This window comes from Microcoleus sp. Pol7_A1, assembly GCF_036701085.1.
Classification (GTDB): Bacteria; Cyanobacteriota; Cyanobacteriia; order Cyanobacteriales; family Microcoleaceae; genus Microcoleus; species Microcoleus asticus.
In genome coordinates this window covers 1-23,186 of the sequence record NZ_JAUBQD010000054.1, presented here as the reverse complement: position 1 = coordinate 23,186, position 23,186 = coordinate 1, and the positions used below count along the sequence as shown (strand labels likewise).

The window sequence follows — 23,186 nt, the reverse complement described above, 5'->3', positions numbered from 1 at the left end:
TGAGATGATCTGTCAATCTGCGATCGCCCCTACATCCCCCTTCCCCTTGTCAACACCAACACTCGCCGCACCATCCTGATGCCGAATCCACTTCAACAAAGAATTTCCCAGCCGAGTACCAATTTGAGAACCATCAAACTCAAACAGAGAATCCTTACTTTTCAAGCCTTCCGCTAAAACTTCTTTCCCCTTCGCGCTCAATTCCACCAGCGTCACCCGATTTACCAGCGAATACTCGATCGCCCCAGTCGCCTGCAACTCGCCGAGCACTTCCACATATCTCTGACTCGTCTCATTAGTCCGCACAATCCGCTTAGTCAAATCCCCCTTTTTCACCTTCATCTTCCCGCCGCTCAAATCCCACAAATTCAGCAGCACCCGAACTTTCGCCTTCGCATCCCAAACCGCTTGCTCTTCTGGTGTCAGAGTTTTAGACACTGGAATTTCATCATTCTCAGACATATCCATACCTTTAAATACTTGTTTTTACTATCAAATTCTACCAGAAACCTTGCTGGGAAACATTTAAACTTTTCTGCAAGCACGCCGGCGAACCTGCGAATAACTTATGCAGATTTCATTCTTAAATAATTTTGTCACTCATCAGGACAGTAAAATTCGATTACAAAGAATATGAATATTGACTAAAAACTTGTGAATTGATAAAATAGAATGTTGGATAACTTATCGCACTTCAAATTATCCGCAGTCAATACGAGCGATCGCTCTTTTCAATCAAAACAATCTCGATCGAGGCCAGGGACAACTTAGCAAACTCAACAAATGTAGCGATCCCAACCTTAGTCAACCACCCGCAACCCAGCTTAACTGCGACTTTAGTTCAATGCCAGATTCAGCCTTTAGAAAGACGAATTCAACCTACACATCTTGTTAAATTGCAAAGGCAATCAAAACATTGAACAATAGTTTACCCATGAAAAAGATTCCCGACCAAATTTCTGACATCAAAGAAAAACTTCCCGATTTAACTCCTACCCCTCCCGGTTTAAAAGCTCAAGCATCTAGCCACGACCTCAAAGCTCGGTTAGATTGGGGCGAACCCGGATTAACAATCATCGACGCTCGTGATTTTGAAAGCTTCGCCAAAAGCCACATTACCGGCGCCGTAATGATGCCAATGGACGAATTAGTCGCTCGCGCACAATCGAGTTTAGAACCCATCCGCGACATATACGTCTACGGCGAAAACGACGAACAAACCGCCGAAGCTGCCAATCTTCTCCGCGCAGCAGGCTTTAGAAAAGTAGCCGAACTAAAAGGCGGAATTCCTGCTTGGAAAGCCATTGACGGCCCCATCGATGGCGCTGCCGAACACGATACTCCCGGCCCCGACGCATACAACGTATTCTCTCGCTTGCAACACCACGCCGAAGCCCAGAAAATCAAAAAATAATCACACAGAATACCTAGATACCAGACTTATTGAAGAAGTTGGGTATCTAACAAAATAATTTGTTTGTAGTAAGGACTGGATCTTTATATTAAAGCTTGCAGTAACTAAGCACTAAAGTCCTTACTACAAACTAAATTGCGATCGGATAACCGGACTAGATATTAACAGTCGCGGACGCAAAAAGTCGTTTGACAGGCTACTTATCGCGTAAAGTGAACAATGCACACCCTACATAAACAAGTGTGTGCGTCCAAGACTGATTAACATTCCTTCCTCGCGTCCAAAAATGCTTTGACTTCCCTTAAAACTTGCCGATTCCCATCAAAAGTAATCAGCTTAACTGCATCTTCAAAGGAACTCCAGGCCGAATTTTGAACTTCCTCTACTTGCAACTGAACTTCCATTGAATTTACAAAAGCCAAAAAGTAAGTAACAGTCTTTTCAATTGATTCCCCTTCCTTCGCAAAGGAATAATGTTCCACAGAACTAGGCTTCCCTTCCTTAACAAAGGAATAACGTTCCACAAAACTAGGCTCCTCAAGCACTTCACAATCGCGGATGCCAGTTTCCTCCTCAAACTCCCGCTTCGCGGTTTCTAGCGCAGATTCTCCCTGATTGGCGTGACCTTTAGGAAACGCCCAATGTCCCGCTTGATGTTGGATCAACAAAAACAAACTATCAGTTTCAGTCGCAAAAACTGGCACAATCCCAAAAGCTTCATCTTTCATCTTTTTACCGACACGATTTTACAGATCCAAACTAAAATTACCACCCCAACCGAGTCGGCTGTTCGTAAACGCGCTTCAAAGTATTGACATCCCTCGCCGAAATAGGCGGAGGGTTTCTCACTTGAGAAAAATAAAGCACATCAGTTTCTATCAAACTGTGGCCCCAAATTCCCAAAGCGTGACCCAACTCGTGGCGCGCCGTCGCCGGAATATACTTACCGACTTGATTGGGATTCAAATAAACCGAAAACCGATGAGATAAAACTGTTTTATCCCCATCGCGACGGGCGTACAATTCATAGGTAGCCTCTCCAGAGCGCGATCGCAACACCCCTTGACGCAAAGGCGGAGCCCGACGTAAAATCCTAATATCAGCCACCTCCGAACTATCCACCACTTCCAAAGGCAAATAAACCCCCCATTCCCGGACAACATCCAACACAGCCCCCACCCATTCTTCAGACTTATTAGCATCAACTGGACGCTCAACATAAACCTGAATCGGAAACTTCGACCACAGCAAATGACCGAAATTCGGTGGCTTAACCTGGTCAAAATAATCACCGCTATCCGTGGAATCTTGCCAATTTGCCAGCGTTGGCGGCAAAGGGTGAACCTGTGGATTTGGCAAAGTCTTCGGGAGAGGAGAAACACTCGCTGCCGGAGTATTAACCTGAGTAAAAATTATCAAGCTAAAACAACATAAAGCCAATCCCAAACCAGCAAGCAATCGGGGTTTTACCGTAACTTTCCACAACCGCATTTTTGCAACCGCAGATAGACGAAAATAAACGCAGATGAACTTGATATTATCTGCGTCTATCTGCGTTCATCTGCGGTTAAAAATCCGAATCTTATAACTTAGGCGTCAACCAACCAGCACTCAAAATCACCGTCAAACCCATAAAAACAATAGACAGACCCCAAGTAATCCGGTTCAGACTCGTTTCTGCACTCTTGGCGCTGGTAAACAATTGAGCTTGTCCGCCAATCCCTCCAATGCCATCGCCTTTAGGACTGTGCAGCAATACAAAAACCACAAGTCCTAAAGCAGACAAAGACCAGATAGCTTGTAAAACAGAAACAATATTCATAATTAGCCGTAATTGGTAATTAGTAATCGGTAATCAATCATCATATCAAATTCGGTCGATCGCGCACATCCAGTCGATCGACCGCAATTTATGTAGGGACACGGCAGTGCCGTGTCCCTACTGCTGCGTCCCTACTACAATCGGACTCGCACCGGAGTGCGATTGGCGCGAACTTCAAAATTAGCGGGTTCAATCATAGAGCGTCCCGTCATCTCCGGGGGCTGAGGCAACCTCAAAAGCTCCAGAATCGTCGGCGCAATATCTGCCAAACAGCCGTCCGTCCTCAGAGGAACATCCGTTCCGTGACCCGGAATCTTCAGACCTTCGCCTTCTACCAGAATAAACGGAACCGGGTTAGTCGTGTGAGCCGTCCAGGGATTCCCGTTCTCGTCAAACATCTGCTCAGCATTTCCGTGGTCAGCAATAATAATTGCCGTTCCCCCAGCTTTACTAATGCTGCTCAACAGCCGCCCCAAACATTTATCCACAGTTTCGATCGCAATTATCGTCGCATCCATCATCCCCGTATGACCAACCATATCCGGGTTAGCGTAATTAATCACCACCAACGAATAAATCCGCTTTTCCAAACCCGCCACAGCCACATCCGTCACCACGGCCGCCGACATCTCCGGCGCCTCATCGTAAGTCGCCACCATCGGGCTCTGCACCAACTCGCGGTGTTCCCCTATAAAAGGCTCTTCCAGACCCCCATTAAAAAAATAAGTCACATGAGCGTACTTTTCAGTTTCCGCCGTCCGCAACTGCTGCAAACCGTGCTTAGAAATCACCTCGCCCAGAATATTGTTCAAATTCTGCGGTTCAAAAGCCACCATTACCGACAGTTTCGGGTCGTACTGAGTAAAAGTCGCAAACGCCAGCGGCTCAATTAACTGCCGTTCAAAGCCATTAAAAATGGGAGACACAAAAGCCTGAGTCAATTCTCTAGCCCTGTCCGGGCGAAAATTAAAGAAAATTACCCCATCCCCGGATGCCACCGCCCCCGGACCAATCCGAGTCGGAATTGCAAACTCGTCCGTCACTCCTTCAGCATAAGAGGCCCGCAACACATCAACAGCCGATCGACCGTCAGGCGCACCCTCAGTCGTCATCACCTCGTAAGCGCGCTGCACCCGATCCCAGCGCTTGTCCCTGTCCATCGCGTAGTAGCGGCCGCTGATGGTCGCAATCCGACCGACCCCTACCTTTTCTATATAACTTTCAATCTTTGCTAGAGCTTCTACACCCTCTTTCGGAGTAGTATCGCGGCCGTCTGTAATCGCGTGAATGCAAACATCAGAAATTCCCTGTGCCTTTGCTAGCAGCAGCAAACCCAAAATGTGACTCAGATGCGAGTGAACCCCGCCCTCGGAACAAAGACCAGTCAGGTGCAACTTGCCGCCCTGAAGGCGCACTTTCTCACAAAGCTGAACCAGCGCCCGGTTGTTGAGCAAAGAACCATCTTCCACTGCATCCGAGATCCGCACCAACTCTTGAGGAACCACGCGGCCCGCGCCCAGATTCAAGTGGCCGACCTCCGAGTTGCCCATTTGTCCGTCAGGAAGCCCTACCGCCCGGCCCGATGTGTGAATCAGAGTTCTGGGATAAGCGGCCCAGAGACTGTCCATCACGGGTGTTTTCGCAGCTGCGATCGCATTTCCGTATTTTTCTTCACGATAACCCCAGCCATCCAGAATAATCAGCACTACAGGAGATACAGACGCTTGTGCCATGCGAATACCTTATTTAGAATAATTAATTTCTCGATTTGCATGATTTCCGATTTTGCGGAACATCTTCCGCTAATCAGTTTACATATTTTCTACGCTCCGGCTGAACAAAGCCAACCAAAATTCCCTCAGCCACAGCATTTTGGGAACTAATTTCGACCTGCTTTGCGAATTGTTTAATGGATTGCCTTGCCTTGTACTGTGAATCCACAGTCGGAGACTGTTACCGATCTCACCAACAGCGACCGTGCTTTTCTTGCCGCATTTTCATGAATTGTTCAACGGTCGGTTGCTATTGAAACAATAAGAAGAATACCACAGATGGCGAACTTTTGCTACAGCCTCAAGAAATAAATTAAAAAGCTTTGACTGCGCTGCGAAAAACTTTAAACGAGTTGAGCAAAAATTCGTTTCCGAATCGGCTCACTTTCAGCGGACATAAAATTCTACAACATCTTTTTTAATTTTGACATCGTAATTGCCAAAGAAATCGTGACCGAGCAGACCTATTGGCATTTGTTTGGCGATCGCCACTTCGACATTTTGGATCGCAGCACCCCCAACCCGAATCGATCGCACTACGCCGATCGGGAACTCGACAACGCTACCATCAGCGATCCCCGCTCTCACGGTACGCACCGGCCTCACTCCCAGTGCAGTAGCCATCCGCTGAGAAATCAAAGTGCCGCTTGCCCCGGTATCGAGAATCATCTCAAAAGTCTTGTTGCCGTTAAATACCACATCAATCACCGGCGTCCCGCCTGCGCGGCGCTTAATTTTAGCTTGAAATACCCGTGGATTCCCCGCTGGCTTCGCCGGTTGATTTGCTGGGGGTTTGGCACCAGGATTGGATGGGTTCCAAAACTGAGAGTACAATTTGCCAGTTGTGAATCCCGATCCCGTTATAGTGCGATCGAGCTGCTGGGAACTCACATCGGGAACCAATGTCATCACCTGAGTTTCTGGCTGATGTGAATCAGAATGCACCTCGCCGCCCCCTACCGATCCCACACCCACCAAAACGGTGGCAAAAACAAAGCCCGATCGCCAAATCCCCTTGAGAATCACTTTTGCCATTATCTAAATACCTTAATTAATACAATATGTCGAACAACGACCGCCACTGATATCCTAACCCGCTCCAGAAAACCCAGCGCCCGAAGATCCCGATCAGATCATCAGGAAAACTTGGCAATTTTCAAGCGATCGCATACCATCAAACACAGGTAAACTTAAAAGCGGCAAATGGCATCAACTGCACTTGCCATTTGGATCACTTAAAAGTCAGGCGTTTGGGAATGATCGGCAATGCGTAAACTTTTATATTTTGCAACTATAGGAATGCTGGCTTTCTCGCTCGGGGGATGTGGCGGCGACGGGGGCGGCAACACGGCCAGTCCCACTCCTAGTCCTACTCTCACTCCCGGTGCAGCATCTCCGTCACCGGCCGCCAACGCTCCAGGAACTCCCGGTGCCGCGGCAAGTCCCACCCCAGCAGCCCAGACATTTCCCTCCCCCGTAGTAGCGGCCCAGCCCCCCGGCTTGCTCCGACCCACAAACCCCGACGAACGAGCAAGACAAGCTCAAGCAGACATCCAGGCCAAAAAGACAGCACCGGACTTAAACGGAACGGCAATTAGACAGACCCCCATCCCCGGCAAAGCAAACGATCCATTCTCAGTCCTTCCGCCTCAACCGATCAGAACAGACGGCGGGACGCAGGGCAACGAACTCCCCAACCTGCCTGTCCGAGCAGTGCCAAATCTGCCCAAGCTGCCAGATGATAGAAACCCCCCTCAGTGGACGCCAGCACAGCGCCCAAGCGCAGCGGGCGGCGGCGCAATTGCCCAACTTCCCCAAACCCAAAGCCCCGTACAGGTGTCCAGTCTTCCCAACCTGCCGTTAACCCGCATACCCCAATGGAGGTCGCCAATTTCAACGCGTCCCCAAACAGCCCCCGGACGCCCCGGTACTAGACCAGCAGGCTCCGGTGCTAGACCAGCAGGCTCCCCAGACATAGCAGGAGATCCTGCATCTATACCTGGACTGCCCTCCCTACCGGGCTTCCCAAGAGGCACCACCGGACGGCAGCCAGCCAGCCCCGGACGCCCGGGAGCTAGACCGGCAGGCTCCCCAGATATAGCAGCAGCTCCCGCATCATCTATACCCGGACTACCATCTATACCGCCATTCCCAAGAGGCACGACCGCACGCCCCCAAACGGCGCCGGGACGCCCGGGAACACCGGGACGACCGGGAACACCGGGACGACCGGGAACACCGGGACGACCGGGAACACCAGGAGCACCGGGACGACCGGGAGCACCGGGAGCACCGGGACGATCCCCAACGATCGCTGCTCGCCCCCCCAGCCCCCCCAGCATTCCCAACATCGCCACCAGAGAACTGCCCGGTCTACCCAAGCTGCCAGAATTAACGCCGCCGCCCTCCTGGCAAGACCCCAACCCGCCACCCCCCCCAGTGGCTCCGCCAGCCCCACCGCCTCCGCCTTCGACAGACAATGCCAAAGGAGTTGAAGTTAGTGGCGTAGTCAGAGTTGGTAATGACATACTGGTAATTGTCAAAGCACCTAACGAGCCAACAAGTCGATATATCAAAGTAGGACAGCGGATTGCCAGCGGGCAGGTGCTGATCAAACGGGTTGATTTCCTATCAGGAGCCGATCCGGTTGTGGTTTTAGAAGAAAACGGTGTAGAGGTGTCTAAAATTGTGGGAGAAAAATCTCCCCGAGTTGCCCAAAACCCAGTTTAATGAAAAATTTACCTCAATCCTTGGAACGAAAATTGAGAACAGTCATGCTTCGCTCAATTCAAAAATTCGGAATAGTGATGTTGGTTAGTTCGGGGGTAGGATGCCTCTCACTGCTAGTCAACATTCAGCAGTCATTGGCCCAGAATGCGCCAGACTCCGCCCAAAACCGCCCTCCCGTTTGCGAAGGCTCTCCCCCCAACGGTCGAGTCAAGTGCAACTACGAGAATGGCGACAATTATGAAGGAAATTTCGTCAACGGCAGACCTCAGGGACAAGGAATATACGTATACTCGAAGGGCGATCGCTATGAAGGACAGTTTCGCAACGGCGTGCCCAACGGTCAAGGTGTCTTCCTGTTCGCCAACGATGACCGCATGGTGGGAGAGTTCCGCAACGGTCTGATCGTTAGGGGAGAAGCTATTTTTGCTAGTGGCGATCGCTACCGGGGAACATTTGAAATTGTTCAACAAGTTGGCGGCGGGGCTGCTAGCAGTCAGCCGCACGGTCAAGGGCAATTTATCTTTGCTAGCGGCGATCGCTACGCCGGACAGTTTTTCGCAGGAAACCCGTTTGGTCGGGGAGTGTTCACCCGCGCTGACGGCACGCGCTGCGACGGTCAGTTTTTCAACGAACAGCTAGACGCCAAAGGTAGTTGCAGCTTCCCAAACGGCATTCGCTACCAAGGCGAATTGCGCAAGGGACTGCCTCACGGTAGAGGAGTAATTACAGATGCTAAAGGCAGACGGTTTGCCGGAGAGTTTCGCGCAGGCAAGCGCGTTCAACCGTGAATCTAGCCTCTAAAATTTAACATCTGACATCAGTGGAGGCGTTTTGACATGACGACAAATGCTGCTTCTAGTTCTTGGCGCGCCAGCCAATTTCCTTTTGACTTTGCCCCGCAGCGGACTCAAGATGCTGATTTGTTGCGACAACTCAATTTTGTGCCCGGTTTGAAGGAAGTCTTGACTTTGCGCCAAGTTCATGCTTTGGAACACGCTACGGTTTGGGTACTCAGCCAATCTGGCGGTACGGCGACAGCAAGAGCCGATAATGATTTATTGGGCGGGATGTCCACAGACCAAGGATTTTATCTTTACGGTCGCGTTAACATTGCACAGTTGCGTCAGGCAGTGCGCGAGGCTTTGCAGCGGATTGCAAGCGGAGAGTGGGATTTAGCTGTACATCCCCGCTGCGGCACGAATTTGTCGGTGGGAATGCTACTGACTGCTGGACTTGCTGTCGGCATCAATTTAGCCCTGCCCCGGGGGCCCATTCTGCAAGTTTTAGGTTTGGGAGCAGCAGCAGCGGCGGCGGCTCAGTTAGCTCCTGATGTGGGAGCTCTGGCTCAGCGTTACGTCACAACTGCTATTCCGTTTAATTTAGGTGTTGTTGATATTACTTTAAGTCACGACTTCTGGGGACGCGAAGCTCATTTTGTGCGGGTGCGTTGGGTTGAATAGCTGTTGCGGGAGGGGGGGATTTGAGAAAATCTTGCTTCTTCCTTCTTGCTTCTTCCTTCGTTTAATTAGTGTTTTGAAGCCAGGGCGATTCCCTTCGGGATAGCTTCGCACGCGCGTACTTCATCTAAAAAAAAAATAAATGTGCAAATTAGCGATCGACAAAACCTGGGTGGCAAGTCTACTGGCTGTCAGCTTAGCCGTACCAGGCAACAGTTTTTTGCCTTTCACGCACAATGCGAGTTTTGCTGGCGAAATATCCCAAACTAACCAACCAGAAATAGCTCCTGACGGCAAGATAGTTCCCGTCAATGGCAAAGTCAATGTTAGATTAACAAATAAAACCAACGATAGACTATTTTATCAGGTAGCTGGACAGACTAACCGCCGCAGTTTAGCAGAAAATTCAACAGTCGCGCTGCCAGCATTGACACTACCGGTCTCAATTGTATTTAGGCGACCAGATGGCGCATTATTAAAACCCAGTTTGAAACCTGTTGGCGAAGGAACAGTAGAAGTAAGATTAGACGAGACGAATGATTTAGGTTTGGATAAAACATCTTTAAGGATTCGGAATGACGGCGGACTTTTTCTGAGATAGAAAACTGGCAAGTTTAAAAAATTAACTTTCATTAAATATCTGTCTGCGTTAATCTGTGTGCATCAGGGGTTAAAACGTCCGATCGCCCTTGCCCCAGGAATTGTCAGGCAACAGTTGAATCATGTAAACTCAACTTGGCGATCGCCCCGACAACTCGACCTCACACTGCCGTACACTATCTGAGTTCCTATGTCAATCAAAAAAATTCTTTCCATAGCGCTGTTAATTTTCATCCCCATTTCCATCGCCGCTGAGTATTTGCACTGGGGATCCCTCGCAGTTTTCATCACATCCGCTTTAGGCATTATACCTCTGGCTATTTGGTTGAGCACAGCAACAGAAGAAGTGGCGATCGTTACAGGCCCCTCCATAGGTGGCTTATTAAATGCAGTCTTCGGCAATGCTACAGAATTAATTATTGCCATAGTTGCCCTGAAAGCCGGCTTAATTGACATTGTGAAAGCCAGCATAACCGGCACAATTATCAGCAACTTACTCTTAGTCATGGGATTTTCCATGCTACTAGGAGGCATACGCTACAAAGAACAAGAATTTAAGCCAATTATCGCGCGGGTGAACGGTTCCACAATGACTCTAGCAGTGATTGCAATTCTGCTGCCGACAATGGTAATTTACACCTCCAATGGAGTCGAACCTGCAGCTATAGAGAATCTTTCCTTAATAACTGCGATCGTCCTAATTGCAGTTTACGCTTTAACTCTGCTATTTTCATTAAAAACTCACAGCTATCTTTACGAAGTCGGCTTACTAGAACTAGAGTCAGAAAATCCTCAAAATACCAAAGAGGAATCTACTACGCACAAACCTAATTTGTGGCTGTGGATAGGAGTGCTAGTTGCCTCAACTGTTGCCGTTGCTTTTGAATCAGAAATTTTCGTTGGCGTTGTCGAAGAAACTACCAAAGGATTGGGATTGACGCCGCTGTTTACAGGGGTAATTCTGTTGCCGATTGTTGGCGGCGCGGCCGAATATGTAACTGCGGTGGGAGTTGCGATGAAAAACAATATGGATTTGTCAGTTTCTGTCGCGATGGGTTCGAGTTTGCTAGTTGCTTTGCTGGTAGCGCCGGTGTTGGTGATTATCGGATTAGTGATTCATCAGCCGATGGATTTAAACTTCAATCCGTTTGAAGTAGTTGCAGTTGCCATTGCAGTGACAATTGCCAATCTAATCAGTATAGACGGTCGCTCTAATTGGCTCGAAGGAGTGCTGCTTTTAGCCACATATATCGTGTTAGGAGCAGCATTTTACTTTCACCCCATTACTTGAAGCAACAATTTTCTTGGAGGGGCAATCGTGCGTGGTTGCCCCTCTTCCTTGAAAATAACTTATCTTTTTTCTGATTTTTTATTTCTCTTTGTATTCTGCCGTTAATTAAAGAAAATAATTTTAGGGATCAAAGTAATTACGGACAGCTACACTTTTGAACAGGAAAACACTGTCGTCTGCAACTTCTTTTTCTGCCTTTACGGTCGCGACAATCAGAAGTATCCCGACATTCTACCTTATCTTCACAAATTTGCTGACGGGGAAAAACACCCAAATTTTGTATAGACACTTCAGCGGTAAGCGCACCCTGGTCTATAATTTGATTATTTTCTTTAATTTCATAGAGAAACTTATTTTCTCCCTCTAAAACCGAAAAAGTTCTTGTTTTGTGACTGTTACCCAACTTAAATCCAAAATCCTCGGAAAACTCACCTTTGTTGTAACCTCTATCTGTGTAAGGATAGGGGTTAGTTTCCATGCCCTCAGTCACATTTTTAATCACCACTCTTCTGTTAGGGCCGGGAGGAGTTTTGCTGGAAACAAATCGAGCGCTTTGCGAATCAGGGGAGATCGCAGTACCGGCACACGCACCTACATATTCAGTGCGCTTAAATTGAATCAAATTAATATTAAAACTATTTTCGTTTTTGACCCTAAATTGTGCTTCGTTAGTCTGCTGGGCGCTGACTGTGAAAGCTGCTAACGTCAAAAAAATTGCCCCCAGCAAAATAGCTAGAAATTTAATTTGTGGCCTCCCCGTAAAAAATATGGGCTGTTTCATTTCTCTCTACCTCTAATGTTAATAGATAGCCTTTTGTTGACAATTTATTATTTTAACTTGAGAGCAGATATGTTGTCAAAGTCGCTCGGATAGTTTTACAGTCAGGACTTTAGTCCTTGATGTTGAGTGGCTGGCGAAAGGAAAAACTGAAGTCCTGACTGCGAACTTGATAGAGTCATGAATGAAGTCCTGAGTACGAACTTAACTACCAAGTTACTCGATCGCGCCATTTTTCTAAAAGTTTTTCCCCGACTCCCTGCACTCGTTCTGCATCCTCCAAAGAGGTAAAAGGTTGCTGTTGCCGCGCTGCAATAATTCTCTCGGCTAACTTCGGGCCAACTCCCGGCAAAGTTTCTAATTCTTCCTGACTCGCTGCATTCAAATTAACTAACTTTTTACCAGGAATTTGAGGTTTAGCAGTCGCAGATTTTGATGCTGCTTGTACTGAATCGCACTCTTTTTTCTTAGCGTCAATTTTCTGTTTGATTCGGGCGGGAATTCCCAAGATTGCACCTTTGTAAAGCCGATCGAACTCCCGCTCAAAATGGGCAGCAACTGTGGGACTCTCGATCGCCAGCAGCGTCTCGTCATTCCCGTGATTTGCCGCCTCACTCCAGTTGTGAGAACCTGTAAGCACCGTTTTGCCGTCCACAACGCCGAATTTGTGGTGCAGGCGATCGCCCATTGGTAACAGCGGCACTCCCACCGTAGTCAGCGGCTTTCTCCAAGGGCGATTGTCAGCTTCTAACTTGCAATCTTGGATGAAAGTCGCACCCATCATATCCAAACCTTCACTGTAAGAGCGATAAATAAAATTAGAGTCAATTAAAGCTCGCACCGCCACTCCTCGCCTAGCTTCAATTTCCAGAGTATTTGACAACCGCTGAGCCGAAAATACAAACAGTGCCAAATCAACCGACTTTTTCGCACTACCCAAAGTTCGATTTATCAAACCGTTGACGCTTTTTTCCCAAGGCAAAGTCGCAGTTGTCGGCGAAAATTGCACCGCAACTGTCGCATTCCCTACTCTCACTTTTTGTACTTGACGAAACGGCTTTTTGATGCCAAATTTGCTGTCCGGTTTGCCTCCGGGCCCGTCGCCCCACATCATGTTAAATTCTTGAGTAAATAGTTGCGCTACTCGATCATTTTCAATTTTCAGCAAATTGTTCGCATTGCCGCGACTTGCTGCTGTCTTGAAATCGCCGTGTATATCGCTTGTGGTAAAATTAGCAGAAGTGACGATTACGGTTTGGCCGTCAATTACCACAAATTTGTGGTGCATCAAATTGCTGCCTTTACTGCCGTCAGCAGTATCATCAATTACAGGAATTCCCGCATCTTTGACAATTACCAAAGCATCGTTTTGCTTGATTTCCTCGACCGTCAATTTACCGTCTTTATTGGTATCGGCAAGTTGGACAAATTCGCTATAACGATCGCGCTCTCTTTCCGGTAATTTCGCCAACTCCTGGGCTGTAAAATCGCTCCAAGGGCGACTATACATCTGTTCCACAATTAATCTCACTTTAATTCCCGATCGCTGCCGCTCTGCCAAAACCCTGGCAATACCGGGCAATCGAAACTCCTGGACTGCTACATCTAACGTCGATCCAGCACTGGCGATCGCAACAGCGACCAACTTTTCCAAATCATCTCCAAATCTAGTTTGCTGGCGGTAAGGCTCTGTATAACTCGAAGCGATCGACTGATTGAAGTATACTTGCAACAAGGGGTCTTGAGGCAATGGAGCCAGACTCAGAGGTAAATTCTGCACGTCTTGCTTTGTTTGTCCACAGCCCGCCAGATTGATCGCCAGCAGCCCAGCACAACAGAAACCGAGTAAATGATAATACAATACAGCCACAAAATTTTAAAAAATATAGAGGTTATTAGCCTTCCGACAGTTCAAAGCTATGGGAGCAAGTAAAGTTACAACTTATTAAATTTATGCAAGGGAAGAGATTTTGCGTCTTGTAGAACTGCCTCGATGCCGGAAGCATCACTGGTAGGGTAGCAGCAATCAGGGGCGTGGGTCAAACCCGATACCCCTGCTTTATGGCTAAAAGAAAAAGAATTTTTCCGTGCGGTCACAAAGGATATGGTAAAGCGTGCCATCGCTGCACGCAAGAGTTGGTAGCCCAGCAGCATTACGTTGAAGAGCTAGCAGAAAAACAAACTAAAAAACAACGGAGGGAAGCATCATTTGCTAGAGATATCATCGATCTCAGAGGTCTGCCAGACCACGTAGTCACTAAAGCTCGCGCCATTATAGCAGCTTTGGGAGAAAATAAGAATTACAGAGATTTTGGCGGCAAACGCCTGCGTCACAACCGTTTGATCGTCAGTATTCCTGTAACGCGCAACTACAGAATGCTTTGTGAAGATTGCGGCACTTTTTTAATTCCCCAAAAAGTTTTGTCGCACGAAGACTACAACGTCTGCAAACCAGGAAGTTAGTTATTGGTTATTGGTTATTGGTAGCCACTCACAACAGTCAACAGTCAACAGTCAACATTCATTAATTAGTTATTTAAAATCATGCAAATTTACCTCGACTATAGCGCCACAACGCCACCGCGCCCAGAAGCGATTCAAGCCATGCAAATAGCCCTGACTCAGCAGTGGGGCAATCCTTCCAGCTTGCACGAGTGGGGACAAAGGGCGGCGACAGCTTTAGAATTAGCGAGAATGCAGGTTGCTAGCTTGATTAACGCGCTACCGGAATCGATAATTTTTACCAGTGGCGGCACTGAAGCGGACAATTTGGCAATTATGGGAATTGCCCGTCTTTATACAAAGCCGCAGCATATTATTATCTCCAGCGTAGAGCATTCCGCAGTAGCAGAACCGGCGCGACAACTCGAACAGTTGGGATGGGAAGTGACGCGCCTACCGGTGGATAAATTTGGGCGAATTCACCCTTTGGATTTGCAAGAGTCGCTGCGATCGAATACAGTGTTAATTTCAATTATTTACGGACAAAGCGAAGTTGGGACGCTGCAACCAATAGAGGCCTTGGGACAAATTGCGCGCGATCGCAATATCATGTTTCATACCGATGCAGTTCAAGTTGCCGGCAAGCTGCCGATTGACGTGCAGAAATTGCCCGTAGACTTGCTTTCGGTTTCCAGTCACAAACTTTACGGGCCGCAAGGTGCGGGGGCGCTTTACGTGCGTCAAGGAATAGAATTAGTGCCTATGTTGGGCGGTGGTGGCCAAGAATTGAAACTGCGTTCCGGGACGCAAGCGCTGCCGGCAATCGTCGGTTTTGGGGTGGCGGCGGAGTTAGCATTGCAGGAAATAGATGTGGAAACGCCGAGGTTAATTGGATTGCGCGATAGACTTTTTGACCTATTAGCTCATGTACCCAGTTTAGTACCAACAGGCGATCGATATTACCGACTGCCGCACCACGTCAGTTTTTGCATCGTCTCCCCCTCCTGCCGCCCTTACCAAAAGAGAGATACAGGGCGAATCACAGGCAAAACTCTGGTGCGGCAGCTAAACTTAGCAGGAATTGGCATTAGTTCCGGTTCTGCTTGTAGCAGCGGCAAACTAACTCCCAGTCCGATATTATTAGCAATGGGATATGACGAAATCGGCGCAGTTGGTGGAATTCGCTTGACTCTAGGACGAGACACCACAGAAGCTGATATTGATTGGACAGTAATTGCGATCGAGCAAATTTTGGATAGACTAATGCCAAAGGTAGCATTATGTAAGCGTTAACATTAACTGCAAGCCCAGATAACCGTATTTATCCGCGTCAATCCGCGTACATCCGCCAACATCTGCGGTCATTCGATTTTAGATTTTAGATTTTGGATTTTGGATTGACCCCACGGATAAATTCGGGGGCTTGAGGATTTTAGATTTGAGATTTTGGATTGATTCCACGGATAAATCACGTGGCGGGTACCATCAAGAAATTCTTGGTCAAAATCGTCAAAAATCAGAAACAAACCCAAAAACCCACCCCCAATCATGATAAAATAAATCCCGGTGTTATTCACAACTCCCCACAATGGAAGAAAACCGCGCTCAAGCCTATCTGCAATTAATTCACACCCTGCTGAATTGCCCCAACGGACAAGAACCGCAGATATTACAAGATAACTCAGAATTGCTCGATCGCGGATTTCTGGAAACTTGCGAGTTAGTAGCATCAACCTTGGCAGAACAAGGAGGCGAGAATGGCGCTAATTTCCTCCGAAATCTGGCCAGTCAGCTATGGCAATTCATCGATATGAACGATGACGGAGATAGCACTAACTCTGAAAGTGAAAATTTCCAAGAGTATGCAAACTTTTTCCTAGAATTATTGCGAGCCGAACAAGATAGTAATAGCGATATTGCAGTAGTTTACCCCATGCTCGAACAACGGCAACATCTCCTCAATGCCCGTTTTGCCGAGATTTTACAGCAAGTATCCCACAAGTTAATTGACGGCGAAAACTCAGAAACAATTAACTCAATTATCAGCCTGATTGAAAATTTGAGTGTTCATATTAGTGACTTTCCCAGCGGTAATAGAGCTAACAATATTGAAATTGCCATTACAGGTTATCAAATAGTTTTAAATAATCGCGAACCAGGAAGCGAAAAATGGACGCAAACTCAAAATAATTTGGCTATTGCCTACAATAACAGAATCAACGATTCGCTGGCGGAAAATCTGTAATATTAATTCCGGTTGCATCGGAATTAATATCACCCAAAATCAGGACACGGCAGTGCCGTCTCCCTACAATAAATCTGGCGTAGGGACACGGCACTGCCGTGTCTCTATATCATTCCGGCCTAGCCGGAATTGATATAACCGGCGATCACATTTTACACGGCGGCATTAGAAGTCCGCACCCGCGATGCTTTTCCGAACAATGGCAAACGACACAAAATAATCTGGCAGTTGTCTATGCGGACTCAAAGATAATTCAGAAGTGTTGAAATCCTCGATCGAGCTTTAATATAGCATCAGGGTAAATACCCCTGCTATCAGTTAACCAGATATCGGTGCTCTCGGTAGCTGTTCCCACAATCGCAGCACCACCACCAATTTTTTCTACTAATAACTGAGCATTTGCGCTCGGCAAAAACAGCACTAACTCGAAATCTTCGCCGCCGTATAATGCCCAATCTAAAGCTTTTTCGGTTGATACAACTTCGCTGAAAATATCGGGGATTGGTATTTTTGTGCGATCGACTTTTGCGCCAACACCGCTAGCCCGACAAATTTGAATAATCGCATCAGCTAAACCGTCGCTGCTGTCCATTCCGGCGATTGCAATTGGGGATTTAACCCCCCCCGGCCCCCCCTTGCTAAGGGGGGGAGAATTGGACTCTTGCTTCCCCCCCTTGGTAAGGGGGGGACTGAGGGGGGGTTCCATCGCGCCTTCGGAACCTAAAATTTCCCAAACCATCGGCAAAACATCCAGCCTCGGTTTAGGGCACTGGTGAGCGAGAATTAAAGAAGCTCGATCGACTTCTGTAAGATTTTGCCCGAATTCTGGATTTAACAGTAATTCTAATCCCGCGCGGGAGGCTCCGTGAACCCCAGTAGCCACAATCGCCCAATCAGATCGCGCATTTGACCGACTAATGGTACGATCGCGCTCAACTTGTCCGAAAGCCGTAATCGCCACCGTCACCACGGGCGATCGCACAACATCGCCACCGACGATCGGCGTATGATATTCTTGCAAGCAAGCCGTCATCCCTCGATAAAACTCTTCAACCCACTCCACAGCCGTATCTGCCGCCACAGCAAGGGCTACAGTCACCGCCAGAGGCGTTGCTCCCATTGCCGCGAGATCCGACAAATTTGCCGCTGCGGCGCGCCATCCTGCGTAATAAGGCCCCGTAGTGCGATCGCTAAAATGCACTCCATCCACCAGCATATCTGTAGTGATAGCGAGAGATTGGTTGGGATTTGTAGCCATGACAGCGCAATCATCACCCACTATCTCTGCGGGGCAGAATTTTTGCAATATTCTTAAAAGACCTTGTTCACCGATATCTTTAACTTTCATAATTTGGAATTAGTCGATCGCACTTTCTCACTTCACCATTCCTTACCGGAACTCGGCGGCAAGCGCAACCTAGGAAATCTATAAAAAGTATCCCCTTCATCATCTACCTCTAAAACCGCCGAAAAAATCTTCACTTGCCGAGTTAAATACTGCTGAGCAACTTCTGCCTCAACCCTAGCATTAGCGGCCAGTTGAATCAGCGAAACCTGACTGTTTTGAGTTTCCAACAACTGATAAAAAGCCTCATCTAACCGCTGCTTTTGCTTGCTTTCATTCACATTTTTTACAATCAACAATCCTGCGAATCCGCCCAAACCAATTACCAATAAAAATTCTAAAATTGCCATACTCTCGATTAAATTCCTGATTTCAATAACGAAAATATAAAAATTATCTCTTCTTCCAGCCCGCCTCAGCGGGCTTTGTGTATGCAGAAGCGATTTCAATCGCCTTCACCTTTATTTAGAAAAGATTTCAATGGCTGTCACTATTGATTTTTTTAGCCCGCGCAGGCGGGCTTTGTGTGTGCAGAAGCGATTTCAATCGCCTTCACTTTTGACAAGCAGCGATTTCAATTGCCGTCATTAATTAAACTTGAGGTCGCACCAAATTTTCGATTCCTTTAACTACCTTAGCAGATACAATCTTGTCTCCTTGCTTCAGTTGTTCCAAAACTTCTTTTCCTTCAATCATGTAACCAAAAACAGCATATCGGCCGTCCAACAGATTCAGGCCAGCCGGCGTGAGTTCAGGTTCAAACAAGAAAAAGAAAAACTGAGAAGAACCGCTGTCGGGTTCAGCTTCCTTGCGCGCCATTGCCACAGTACCGAAAGCAGAAAAAGGCAAAACAGGCTCGTCGCGATAGCGCCCCGCATCTTCTAGAGTAATCCCGTAAACAGGCTCCTTTTCGTCTCTGACGAGCACTTCCAGCGGAACATTCCGGTATTTGCCAGTAGCCGGGTCAATAAAACCCTCTTCCTTGCCTTCGGGGTCTCCGGTTTGCAAAACGTAGGATTCTTCCGATCGAATAAACGGCAAACCGTTATAAAAACCTCGATCGACTAAATCCACAAAATTACCAGCCGTAACCGGCGCGCTGTAGCCGTCAACCACTACAGTAATTTCCCCTTTTTCAGTTTGTACGGCTACAGTAGCGCGCCCTTTGAGTTGAGGCAGACTAGCATATTTTGCCGGCACTTCAAACGGAAACTTTGTCACCATCAACTCTTCGATTTCGCCTACCGAACCCAGGATTGTGGGTTTCAAGTCAATCACTTTTTCCTTGTCTTTAGCCTCAACAGCCTTTTCCAGTTGAGCAATTCCCTCCTTGACTTGTGCAAGTAGCACCTCAGCTTCCGGCTTTTTGGCGTCGGGAATACTCGCTAAAATTTCAGATTCCCGAAGGTTGAGAATCCTGGAAGCCTTGCTGACATCGCTGCTAATGGGCCCCCAACGTTTAGACCGTATGTGGTTGCCAATGTCTTCGAGACTGATTTGCAAATCTCGCACAGTCTGATTGTCAATAGGTAAAGCGAAGCGCAGCAGCGCCCGGCCGTCGGTAATCGCATTCCCAGCAGGCATACTGCTGCTGGGGCGTTTGGCATGGGAAACTGCACTGAAACTCAGTCCGAGAGTGAACAGCAGGAGTGCTAAAGCGAGGGTTTTGACCCAGCGCTTGCACGTATCGATCGAGAAATTAGGCCAATGCAACATAACTTTAACTTTTATTGCCTCTATTATCTTCCCACAGCGCTGTCGGCCTTCTATCCGTTTGCCGTACAGTGTTCGTTGCCGAACTTCCTTCCCTAGAGAGCTTTTTAGCTTTCTGTACAGCACTTGCTCCCTTTGAACGGTAAAATAAAATGCCAATTGCTTTTGGATGCCGTTAGCTAGACTGCGGCTTTAACTTGAGCCGCTCAAAAACGGATACAATCCCCAGACTCCTGTCGTGGAGAGATCAAAATTTTAGACCAAGGTTCAATCTCCCAAATTCATCTGTGGAGTAAATCTCAAATCTAAAATCTAAAATCTAAAATCGACTGACTTTAGTTCCCCCGTGCCGGCAAGGCGACGGGATTGCCTGCAAAAATTTATATGATCTCCAGTAACGACTTTCGACCAGGTGTTTCAATTGAATGGAATAACGGCGTGTGGCGGGTTATCGAATTCCTCCACGTCAAGCCAGGAAAAGGCTCGGCTTTCGTGCGGACAAAATTAAAAAACGTCCAAACCGGAAACGTAGTAGAACAAACCTTCCGGGCGGGCGAGACTATGCCTCAAGCCAACTTGGAAAAGAGCGCGATGCAGCATACCTATAAAGAGGGCGACCAGTTCGTCTTTATGGATATGGAAACTTACGAGGAAAGTCGCCTCAGTGCCAAGCAAATAGGCGATCGTGTCAAGTACCTCAGTGAAGGGATGGAAGTCAACATCCTTCGGTGGAACGACCAAATCCTGGAAGTGGAACTGCCCAACTCTGTTGTCTTGGAAGTGCTGCAAACCGATCCGGGAGTCAAAGGAGATACTGCCACCGGTGGCAGCAAACCGGCCATCGTCTCCACCGGAGCTCAGGTTATGGTGCCTCTATTTATTTCCATTGGAGAACGGATTCGGATTGATACTCGTGAAGACAAGTACCTCGGCCGAGAGTAGAAACGACGGAGGAAAAGGGAGTTTTTAGTTTTTAGTTCTGAGTTATGAGTTAAAGAATTCAAAATTCAACACTCATCGCTCACAGCTTAAAAACTATCCCTTTGGCCTCCAAACTCGGTGAATTATCCTAGCTTCGCCGGATTCCTAATTTTCAATTTTCAATTTTCAATTTTCAATTCTCAATTACCCTTGAATCTGCTGTGCAACTAGACTTAAACCAGCTTTGCGAACTCCTAACTGTATTAGACAAAACAGGCATTTCGGAACTGACCTTAAAAAGTGGGGATCTTGAACTGACAGTGCGCAAAGGCATTCTGGCAAGTTCACCAGGCACCGCTGCTGCGCTCCCTGCTGCCGTGGCGACAGTCGCTCCGAGCGCGTTGGGCGCTGTTGCTAGCCCCACCTTAGCCTCACCTCCTGCTGTTGACCAAAATGTAGGAGCAGCTCTGGCTGAGGCCCCTGCCGCCACACCAGTCGCCGTGCCTGCTGCCGTGACTGCTCCTGTCGATACTAAATGGGTGCCAATTATCTCGCCGATGGTAGGAACTTTTTATCGCGCTGCTGCTCCCGACGAGCCGCCTTTTGTCAATGTGGGCGATCGCATCAAGGTCAGCCAGACAGTTTGTATTATCGAAGCGATGAAGCTGATGAACGAGATCGATGCTGATGAAGTGTCCGGTCAAGTGATGGAAATTTTAGTTCAAAATGGGGAACCTGTGGAATACGGTCAAGTTTTGATGCGAATTAATCCGGATTAAAAGATTACTTTATTGTTATGGAATAAATGCTAATAGTTCCAGATCACTTCTCTCCGGTGAGTTTGATGAAGTCATCCCAGCCTGTCCCGCAAGAGGTTGTGCAACAAGTTGCTGAGTATTTCAGTATTTTGAGCGAGCCAATGCGTTTACGAATTTTGAACTTGCTTCGCGACGGCGAAAAATGCGTGCAAGAGTTGGTGGAAGCTACTCAAACGAGTCAAGCCAATGTTTCTAAGCACCTAAAACTCATGCTGCAAGCTGGTATCCTTACTCGCCGGAGTGAAGGAACTTCAGCCTATTATAAGGTGCAGGACGAGTTAATTTTCGAGCTGTGTAATATGGTGTGCGATCGGCTTGCCAGCCGGATCGAACAGCAAGCCCTACACTTTCGCGCATTTAGCCTGACTACCAAGCACTGAAAATTAGTCGCCAGTCATCAGTCATCAGTCATCAGTTATCAATCCCTACTCTCTGTCTTCAGACCGATGACTAATGACTCCTAACTAATGACTTTTCACTAATGGCTCATAATTACTAAAGGGGAAAATTTTTGTCAAAACTTTGGCGGGTACTCGGCTGAGCCACCTCCAAACCTTCGCCACCCAAAAGTTCTAAAGGCTTGCCTTCCACCGAAATCCAAACCTTGGTATTCGGTTGTAAACTCGTAGCCGTATAGATAACTTGCCCTAACCGGCCAGTCATTGAATTGCTACCTCCCCCCGAAGTAAATTCTGCCGACAAATCGACATAAACTCCGTCATTCTTGACACTCAAACCCCGGAGTTTTGTCCCATTAGGAATTTCGCTAGCAACAGTTGCATCCTTGGGCCCGGCCAACAAACTGTTAAAAGCAGCTTGTAAAGTTGCATCAGGCTTGTCCGCTTGTTTGACAGCTACTTTCGTAGGAACTCCCTCAAATTTGCCACTGGCATCTTTAACCCAGTAGACTTGCACTGTCTGGGCTGCCGGCTGCGGCAAAGGCTTGGGCTGAGGCAACTTTGATACCAGAGCGTTAGGCGTCTGAGCGTTAGGCGTCTGAGCGGTAGGCGTCTGAGCGGTAGGCGTCTGAGCGGTAGGCGTCTGAGCTGTAGGCGCTTGGACAGGATTTGGAGGGGGTACCGGGATAATTACAGCAGGGGATTCCGCAGGACTTGGGGACAACGCCGGAGCGGTAGTCGGAGCGGAAGAGTGCGTGTCTGCAGGGGTTGGCGAACGGTTCGCCGTCCACCAGGCAATGCCCCCTCCTGCCACTAAAGCTAACCCGCAAACACCGGCAATCACTGCTGTGGAGACGCGGCGTACTTCTTGTCCATCTTTCATAATACAAATCCTCCTTAGAGATAGAGCGCTTGGGACGGTGAGGAGCGACTCCGATCAGCTACATTTGTCTATGGTTAGATTCTGGAATTGACACAATTGCATTGCTGCTAGCGAACACTTTATGGCAAGCCCAACATTTTCTGAATCCGACTATTGGAATCCTAGACCATAATATGAGATTTAGTGTGGGAGTATGTCACAGTCTCTCGATCGGCCTAGTGGCCATATTCTATAGTAATCATAAAAAATTAAAGGATGAAGGAAGAAAGAAGAAAGAAAAAGGAAGAAAGAAGGCAACGGATGGATGTAATGTGGGTAACGGGGGTAACGGATAGAAGGAAGAAGGAAAAAGGATGTCGATAAAAATATTTTTCCCCAAACAAAAAGCGCCCCTATTTCTAGGAGCGCTTTTCGTTTATCTAGGACTAAAACTTAGCCGTTGATAGAAGGAGCAACCATTGCTACGGGAGTTGTCTCACCAGCAGCCAAGTCGAGAGGGAAGTTGTGAGCGTTGCGCTCGTGCATGACTTCCATACCCAAGTTAGCGCGGTTGATCA

Annotated in this window: 24 protein-coding genes and 1 pseudogene; 12 read left to right on the top strand and 13 right to left on the bottom strand. The window is 47.8% G+C overall.

Annotation, left to right across the window (positions count from 1 at the left end; translation table 11 throughout):
• Positions 1-12: 12 nt before the first annotated feature.
• Entirely contained in the window at positions 13-462 is a 450-nt protein-coding gene (locus QUA20_RS24375) for a hypothetical protein (protein WP_333191848.1), read from the bottom strand.
• A gap of 454 nt (positions 463-916) precedes the next feature.
• Here QUA20_RS24375 and QUA20_RS24370 point away from each other — a divergent pair, with 454 nt between their 5' ends.
• On the top strand, positions 917-1,414 hold the full coding sequence (locus tag QUA20_RS24370; protein WP_333191847.1) for a rhodanese-like domain-containing protein: 498 nt from the start codon (positions 917-919) through the stop codon (positions 1,412-1,414).
• Between the two features lie 260 nt (positions 1,415-1,674).
• Here QUA20_RS24370 and QUA20_RS24365 read toward each other — a convergent pair whose 3' ends face one another.
• The 5 genes from QUA20_RS24365 to QUA20_RS24345 all read right to left on the bottom strand — a co-directional run bounded on the left by QUA20_RS24365 (position 1,675) and on the right by QUA20_RS24345 (position 6,043).
• Positions 1,675-2,142, bottom strand: coding sequence for an NUDIX domain-containing protein (locus QUA20_RS24365; RefSeq protein ID WP_333161514.1), 468 nt, complete (start codon positions 2,140-2,142; stop codon positions 1,675-1,677).
• 37 nt (positions 2,143-2,179) lie between these two features.
• Entirely contained in the window at positions 2,180-2,905 is a 726-nt protein-coding gene (locus tag QUA20_RS24360; RefSeq protein WP_333191846.1) for a peptidase, read from the bottom strand.
• A gap of 91 nt (positions 2,906-2,996) precedes the next feature.
• On the bottom strand, positions 2,997-3,236 hold the full coding sequence (secG, locus tag QUA20_RS24355) for a preprotein translocase subunit SecG (RefSeq protein ID WP_172187376.1): 240 nt from the start codon (positions 3,234-3,236) through the stop codon (positions 2,997-2,999).
• Between the two features lie 134 nt (positions 3,237-3,370).
• The gene (gene gpmI, locus QUA20_RS24350) at positions 3,371-4,969 is read right to left on the bottom strand and encodes a 2,3-bisphosphoglycerate-independent phosphoglycerate mutase (RefSeq protein WP_333191844.1); all 1,599 of its coding nucleotides are present in this window, start codon (positions 4,967-4,969) and stop codon (positions 3,371-3,373) included.
• A 426-nt stretch (positions 4,970-5,395) separates the two neighbouring features.
• Positions 5,396-6,043, bottom strand: a complete 648-nt coding sequence (locus QUA20_RS24345) for a retropepsin-like aspartic protease (protein ID WP_333191843.1) — start codon at positions 6,041-6,043, stop codon at positions 5,396-5,398.
• A gap of 231 nt (positions 6,044-6,274) precedes the next feature.
• On the opposite strand from QUA20_RS24345, the gene QUA20_RS24340 reads away from it, so the two are divergent.
• From QUA20_RS24340 to cax, 5 genes are all read left to right on the top strand, one after another.
• On the top strand, positions 6,275-7,738 hold the full coding sequence (locus tag QUA20_RS24340) for a hypothetical protein (protein WP_333191842.1): 1,464 nt from the start codon (positions 6,275-6,277) through the stop codon (positions 7,736-7,738).
• A gap of 44 nt (positions 7,739-7,782) precedes the next feature.
• A complete protein-coding gene (locus QUA20_RS24335; protein ID WP_333191840.1) occupies positions 7,783-8,526 on the top strand; it encodes an MORN motif-containing protein in 744 nt (247 codons plus the stop codon).
• A 48-nt stretch (positions 8,527-8,574) separates the two neighbouring features.
• Complete coding sequence (locus QUA20_RS24330; RefSeq protein ID WP_333191838.1) at positions 8,575-9,198, top strand: DUF6391 domain-containing protein; 624 nt, start codon at positions 8,575-8,577, stop codon at positions 9,196-9,198.
• A 139-nt stretch (positions 9,199-9,337) separates the two neighbouring features.
• Complete coding sequence (locus QUA20_RS24325) at positions 9,338-9,796, top strand: hypothetical protein (protein WP_333191835.1); 459 nt, start codon at positions 9,338-9,340, stop codon at positions 9,794-9,796.
• A gap of 189 nt (positions 9,797-9,985) precedes the next feature.
• Positions 9,986-11,086 (top strand): calcium/proton exchanger, encoded by a 1,101-nt coding sequence (gene cax, locus QUA20_RS24320; RefSeq protein WP_172187366.1) that lies wholly within the window; start codon positions 9,986-9,988, stop codon positions 11,084-11,086.
• Positions 11,087-11,222: 136 nt separating this feature from the next.
• On the opposite strand, the gene QUA20_RS24315 is transcribed toward cax, so the two are convergent.
• The gene (locus tag QUA20_RS24315; RefSeq protein ID WP_333191832.1) at positions 11,223-11,867 is read right to left on the bottom strand and encodes a hypothetical protein; all 645 of its coding nucleotides are present in this window, start codon (positions 11,865-11,867) and stop codon (positions 11,223-11,225) included.
• Between the two features lie 205 nt (positions 11,868-12,072).
• Positions 12,073-13,734, bottom strand: coding sequence for a phospholipase D-like domain-containing protein (locus tag QUA20_RS24310; RefSeq protein WP_333191831.1), 1,662 nt, complete (start codon positions 13,732-13,734; stop codon positions 12,073-12,075).
• Between the two features lie 191 nt (positions 13,735-13,925).
• On the opposite strand from QUA20_RS24310, the gene QUA20_RS24305 reads away from it, so the two are divergent.
• The 3 genes from QUA20_RS24305 to QUA20_RS24295 all read left to right on the top strand — a co-directional run bounded on the left by QUA20_RS24305 (position 13,926) and on the right by QUA20_RS24295 (position 16,551).
• Positions 13,926-14,327, top strand: a complete 402-nt coding sequence (locus tag QUA20_RS24305; RefSeq protein ID WP_172187360.1) for a DUF7682 family zinc-binding protein — start codon at positions 13,926-13,928, stop codon at positions 14,325-14,327.
• 81 nt (positions 14,328-14,408) lie between these two features.
• Positions 14,409-15,599, top strand: coding sequence for a cysteine desulfurase family protein (locus QUA20_RS24300; protein ID WP_333191829.1), 1,191 nt, complete (start codon positions 14,409-14,411; stop codon positions 15,597-15,599).
• Positions 15,600-15,894: 295 nt separating this feature from the next.
• The gene (locus QUA20_RS24295; protein ID WP_333191828.1) at positions 15,895-16,551 is read left to right on the top strand and encodes a hypothetical protein; all 657 of its coding nucleotides are present in this window, start codon (positions 15,895-15,897) and stop codon (positions 16,549-16,551) included.
• 253 nt (positions 16,552-16,804) lie between these two features.
• Here the strand turns inward: QUA20_RS24295 and thiL are convergent, their stop codons facing one another.
• From thiL to QUA20_RS24280, 3 genes are all read right to left on the bottom strand, one after another.
• Positions 16,805-17,899 carry a thiamine-phosphate kinase gene (gene thiL, locus QUA20_RS24290; RefSeq protein ID WP_333191826.1) on the bottom strand — a complete coding sequence of 365 codons (1,095 nt, stop codon included), beginning with the start codon at positions 17,897-17,899 and terminating at the stop codon, positions 16,805-16,807.
• Positions 17,900-17,931: 32 nt separating this feature from the next.
• Positions 17,932-18,246 carry a hypothetical protein gene (locus QUA20_RS24285; RefSeq protein ID WP_333191825.1) on the bottom strand — a complete coding sequence of 105 codons (315 nt, stop codon included), beginning with the start codon at positions 18,244-18,246 and terminating at the stop codon, positions 17,932-17,934.
• A 241-nt stretch (positions 18,247-18,487) separates the two neighbouring features.
• Positions 18,488-19,612 (bottom strand): peptidylprolyl isomerase, encoded by a 1,125-nt coding sequence (locus tag QUA20_RS24280; RefSeq protein WP_333191823.1) that lies wholly within the window; start codon positions 19,610-19,612, stop codon positions 18,488-18,490.
• A gap of 381 nt (positions 19,613-19,993) precedes the next feature.
• On the opposite strand from QUA20_RS24280, the gene efp reads away from it, so the two are divergent.
• The 3 genes from efp (at position 19,994) to QUA20_RS24265 (ending at position 21,728) form a co-directional block, all read left to right on the top strand.
• A complete protein-coding gene (gene efp / locus QUA20_RS24275) occupies positions 19,994-20,551 on the top strand; it encodes an elongation factor P (protein WP_333191822.1) in 558 nt (185 codons plus the stop codon).
• Between the two features lie 200 nt (positions 20,552-20,751).
• Positions 20,752-21,309 carry an acetyl-CoA carboxylase biotin carboxyl carrier protein gene (gene accB, locus QUA20_RS24270; protein WP_333191820.1) on the top strand — a complete coding sequence of 186 codons (558 nt, stop codon included), beginning with the start codon at positions 20,752-20,754 and terminating at the stop codon, positions 21,307-21,309.
• Between the two features lie 26 nt (positions 21,310-21,335).
• Positions 21,336-21,728, top strand: coding sequence for an ArsR/SmtB family transcription factor (locus QUA20_RS24265; RefSeq protein WP_246277063.1), 393 nt, complete (start codon positions 21,336-21,338; stop codon positions 21,726-21,728).
• Positions 21,729-21,843: 115 nt separating this feature from the next.
• Here QUA20_RS24265 and QUA20_RS24260 read toward each other — a convergent pair whose 3' ends face one another.
• The gene (locus tag QUA20_RS24260) at positions 21,844-22,629 is read right to left on the bottom strand and encodes a GerMN domain-containing protein (protein WP_333191818.1); all 786 of its coding nucleotides are present in this window, start codon (positions 22,627-22,629) and stop codon (positions 21,844-21,846) included.
• Between the two features lie 432 nt (positions 22,630-23,061).
• Positions 23,062-23,186 (bottom strand): annotated as a pseudogene (locus tag QUA20_RS24255) (photosystem II q(b) protein); the annotation flags it as partial.

What these genes read in the sequence shown, in the direction of transcription:
- QUA20_RS24265 (WP_246277063.1), top strand. Translation starts at nt 21,336, where the DNA reads ATGCTAATAGTTCCAGATCACTTCTCTCCGGTGAGTTTGATGAAGTCA.
- gpmI (WP_333191844.1), bottom strand. Translation starts at nt 4,969, where the DNA reads ATGGCACAAGCGTCTGTATCTCCTGTAGTGCTGATTATTCTGGATGGC.
- secG (WP_172187376.1), bottom strand. Translation starts at nt 3,236, where the DNA reads ATGAATATTGTTTCTGTTTTACAAGCTATCTGGTCTTTGTCTGCTTTA.
- efp (WP_333191822.1), top strand. Translation starts at nt 19,994, where the DNA reads ATGATCTCCAGTAACGACTTTCGACCAGGTGTTTCAATTGAATGGAAT.
- QUA20_RS24295 (WP_333191828.1), top strand. Translation starts at nt 15,895, where the DNA reads ATGGAAGAAAACCGCGCTCAAGCCTATCTGCAATTAATTCACACCCTG.
- QUA20_RS24375 (WP_333191848.1), bottom strand. Translation starts at nt 462, where the DNA reads ATGTCTGAGAATGATGAAATTCCAGTGTCTAAAACTCTGACACCAGAA.
- cax (WP_172187366.1), top strand. Translation starts at nt 9,986, where the DNA reads ATGTCAATCAAAAAAATTCTTTCCATAGCGCTGTTAATTTTCATCCCC.
- QUA20_RS24335 (WP_333191840.1), top strand. Translation starts at nt 7,783, where the DNA reads ATGCTTCGCTCAATTCAAAAATTCGGAATAGTGATGTTGGTTAGTTCG.
- QUA20_RS24260 (WP_333191818.1), bottom strand. Translation starts at nt 22,629, where the DNA reads ATGAAAGATGGACAAGAAGTACGCCGCGTCTCCACAGCAGTGATTGCC.
- QUA20_RS24345 (WP_333191843.1), bottom strand. Translation starts at nt 6,043, where the DNA reads ATGGCAAAAGTGATTCTCAAGGGGATTTGGCGATCGGGCTTTGTTTTT.
- QUA20_RS24300 (WP_333191829.1), top strand. Translation starts at nt 14,409, where the DNA reads ATGCAAATTTACCTCGACTATAGCGCCACAACGCCACCGCGCCCAGAA.
- QUA20_RS24325 (WP_333191835.1), top strand. Translation starts at nt 9,338, where the DNA reads ATGTGCAAATTAGCGATCGACAAAACCTGGGTGGCAAGTCTACTGGCT.
- QUA20_RS24280 (WP_333191823.1), bottom strand. Translation starts at nt 19,612, where the DNA reads ATGTTGCATTGGCCTAATTTCTCGATCGATACGTGCAAGCGCTGGGTC.
- QUA20_RS24305 (WP_172187360.1), top strand. Translation starts at nt 13,926, where the DNA reads ATGGCTAAAAGAAAAAGAATTTTTCCGTGCGGTCACAAAGGATATGGT.
- QUA20_RS24340 (WP_333191842.1), top strand. Translation starts at nt 6,275, where the DNA reads ATGCGTAAACTTTTATATTTTGCAACTATAGGAATGCTGGCTTTCTCG.
- QUA20_RS24360 (WP_333191846.1), bottom strand. Translation starts at nt 2,905, where the DNA reads ATGCGGTTGTGGAAAGTTACGGTAAAACCCCGATTGCTTGCTGGTTTG.
- QUA20_RS24285 (WP_333191825.1), bottom strand. Translation starts at nt 18,246, where the DNA reads ATGGCAATTTTAGAATTTTTATTGGTAATTGGTTTGGGCGGATTCGCA.
- QUA20_RS24330 (WP_333191838.1), top strand. Translation starts at nt 8,575, where the DNA reads ATGACGACAAATGCTGCTTCTAGTTCTTGGCGCGCCAGCCAATTTCCT.
- QUA20_RS24365 (WP_333161514.1), bottom strand. Translation starts at nt 2,142, where the DNA reads ATGAAAGATGAAGCTTTTGGGATTGTGCCAGTTTTTGCGACTGAAACT.
- QUA20_RS24315 (WP_333191832.1), bottom strand. Translation starts at nt 11,867, where the DNA reads ATGAAACAGCCCATATTTTTTACGGGGAGGCCACAAATTAAATTTCTA.
- thiL (WP_333191826.1), bottom strand. Translation starts at nt 17,899, where the DNA reads ATGAAAGTTAAAGATATCGGTGAACAAGGTCTTTTAAGAATATTGCAA.